This window comes from Exiguobacterium sp. s124, assembly GCF_018617485.1.
Taxonomy (GTDB): domain Bacteria; phylum Bacillota; class Bacilli; order Exiguobacteriales; family Exiguobacteriaceae; genus Exiguobacterium; species Exiguobacterium aestuarii.
Genome location: NZ_JACSKH010000009.1, coordinates 1 through 2,969 on the forward strand (window position 1 = coordinate 1; position 2,969 = coordinate 2,969).

1 rRNA gene is annotated in these 2,969 nt (G+C 55.1%); it reads right to left on the bottom strand.

From position 1 onward, the window contains the following. Positions 1-33 precede the first annotated feature (33 nt). Positions 34-2,947: ribosomal RNA gene (locus tag KNO85_RS14765) — 23S ribosomal RNA — on the bottom strand. Positions 2,948-2,969: the final 22 nt, after the last annotated feature.

Below are 2,969 nucleotides of genomic sequence, written 5' to 3' on the forward strand. Positions count from 1 at the left end.
AAAACTGAGGATTCATCAACACAAACCATAGACTAGATCAAAGCCTCGACCGATTAGTATCATTCAGCTCCACGTGTCACCACGCTTCCACCCATGACCTATCTACCTCATCGTCTCTGAGGGGTCTTTCTTGATTGCTCAAAGGGAAATCTCATCTCGGAGGGGGCTTCATGCTTAGATGCTTTCAGCACTTATCCCGTCCGCACGTAGCTACCCAGCGATGCTCCTGGCGGAACAACTGGTACACCAGCGGTGCGTCCATCCCGGTCCTCTCGTACTAAGGACAGCTCTCCTCAAATTTCCTGCGCCCACGACGGATAGGGACCGAACTGTCTCACGACGTTCTGAACCCAGCTCGCGTACCGCTTTAATGGGCGAACAGCCCAACCCTTGGGACCTACTCCAGCCCCAGGATGCGATGAGCCGACATCGAGGTGCCAAACCTCCCCGTCGATGTGGACTCTTGGGGGAGATCAGCCTGTTATCCCCAGGGTAGCTTTTATCCGTTGAGCGATGGCCCTTCCATGCGGAACCACCGGATCACTAAGCCCGACTTTCGTCCCTGCTCGACTTGTAGGTCTCGCAGTCAAGCTCCCTTCTGCCTTTGCACTCTTCGAATGATTTCCAACCATTCTGAGGGAACCTTTGGGCGCCTCCGTTACTGTTTAGGAGGCGACCGCCCCAGTCAAACTACCCGCCTGACACGGTCCTCCAGCCGGATCACGGCTGCGAGTTAGAGACTCTATACGCAAAGGGTGGTATCCCAAGGGTGTCTCCACCGAAGCTGGCGCTCCGGCTTCACAAACTCCCACCTATCCTGTACATCGCGTACAAAGCCTCAATATCAGGCTGTAGTAAAGCTCCATGGGGTCTTTCCGTCCTGTCGCGGGTAACCTGCATCTTCACAGGTACTATGATTTCACCGGGTCTCTCGTTGAGACAGTGCCCAAATCGTTACGCCTTTCGTGCGGGTCGGAACTTACCCGACAAGGAATTTCGCTACCTTAGGACCGTTATAGTTACGGCCGCCGTTTACTGGGGCTTCGGTTCAGTGCTTCTCTTGCGATGACACATCCCCTTAACCTTCCAGCACCGGGCAGGCGTCAGCCCCTATACTTCATCTTGCGATTTAGCAGAGACCTGTGTTTTTGCTAAACAGTCGTTTGGGCCTATTCACTGCGGCTTATGTTGCCATAAGCGTCCCTTCTCCCGAAGTTACGGGACCATTTTGCCGAGTTCCTTAACGAGAGTTATCCCGCGCGTCTTAGAATTCTCATCTCGCCTACCTGTGTCGGTTTGCGGTACTGGCGCCGACCTCCTCACTAGAGGCTTTTCTTGGCAGCGTGAAATCCGGTGCTTCGCCCTACGGGCTCCACGTCACAGCTCAACCTTGTATGCCGGGCGGATTTGCCAACCCGACGGCCTCGCTGCTTGTCCGTGCACTTCCAGTCGCACGGTCACCTTATCCTTCTGCGTCCCCCCATCGTTCAAACGGTGGTACGGCGGTACAGGAATATCGACCTGTTGTCCATCGCCTACGCCTTTCGGCCTCGGCTTAGGTCCAGACTAACCCTGAGCGGACGAGCCTTCCTCAGGAAACCTTAGGCTTTCGACGGAGGGGATTCTCACCCCTCTTTTCGCTACTCACACCGGCATTCTCACTTCCAAGCGCTCCACGGCTCCTCACGATACCGCTTCACTGCTGCTTGGAACGCTCTCCTACCATCCCTTACGGGATCCATAGCTTCGGTGGTATGTTTAGCCCCGTTACATTTTCGGCGCGGCGCCACTCGACTAGTGAGCTATTACGCACTCTTTGAATGGTGGCTGCTTCTAAGCCAACATCCTAGTTGTCTGTGCAGCGCCACATCCTTTTCCACTTAACATACACTTGGGGACCTTAGCTGATGGTCTGGGCTGTTTCCCTCTCGACTACGGATCTTATCACTCGCAGTCTGACTCCCGAGTACAAGTTGCTGGCATTCGGAGTTTGACTGAATTCGGTAACCCTGTGGGGGCCCCTAGTCCAATCAGTGCTCTACCTCCAGAACTCTTCACCTCGAGGCTAGCCCTAAAGCTATTTCGGAGAGAACCAGCTATCTCCAGGTTCGATTGGCATTTCACCGCTACCCACACCTCATCCCCGCACTTTTCAACGTGCGTGGGTTCGGACCTCCAGTCAGTGTTACCTGACCTTCATCCTGGACATGGGTAGATCACCTGGTTTCGGGTCTACGACGACGGACTGATGCGCCCTGTTCAGACTCGCTTTCGCTGCGGCTCCGCCTCATCGGCTTAACCTCGCCCGCCATCGTAACTCGCCGGTTCATTCTACAAAAGGCACGCCATCACCCGTTAACGGGCTCTGACTACTTGTAGGCATACGGTTTCAGGATCTATTTCACTCCCCTTCCGGGGTGCTTTTCACCTTTCCCTCACGGTACTGGTTCACTATCGGTCACTAGGAAGTATTTAGCCTTGGGAGATGGTCCTCCCGGATTCCGACGGGGTTTCACGTGTCCCGCCGTACTCAGGATCCACTCTGGAGGGGATGGGGTTTCGGCTACAGGGCCGTCACCTTCTCTGGCCGACCTTTCCAGGTCGTTCACCTACCCTATCCCTTTGTAACTCCGTATAGAGTGTCCTACAACCCCAGGAAGCATGCTTCCTGGTTTGGGCTGTTCCCGTTTCGCTCGCCGCTACTCAGGGAATCGAATTTTCTTTCTCTTCCTCCGGGTACTTAGATGTTTCAGTTCCCCGGGTATGCCTCACGCCACGCTATGTATTCACGTGGGTGTCCCGCCAGTCTCCCGGCGGTGGGTTCCCCCATTCGGAGATCTCTGGATCAATGTGTACTTACCACTCCCCAGAGCATTTCGCTGTTCGTCGCGTCCTTCATCGGCTCCTAGTGCCAAGGCATCCACCGTACGCCCTTTCTACCTTGATCTAGCGTCTAAGACACACGGTCC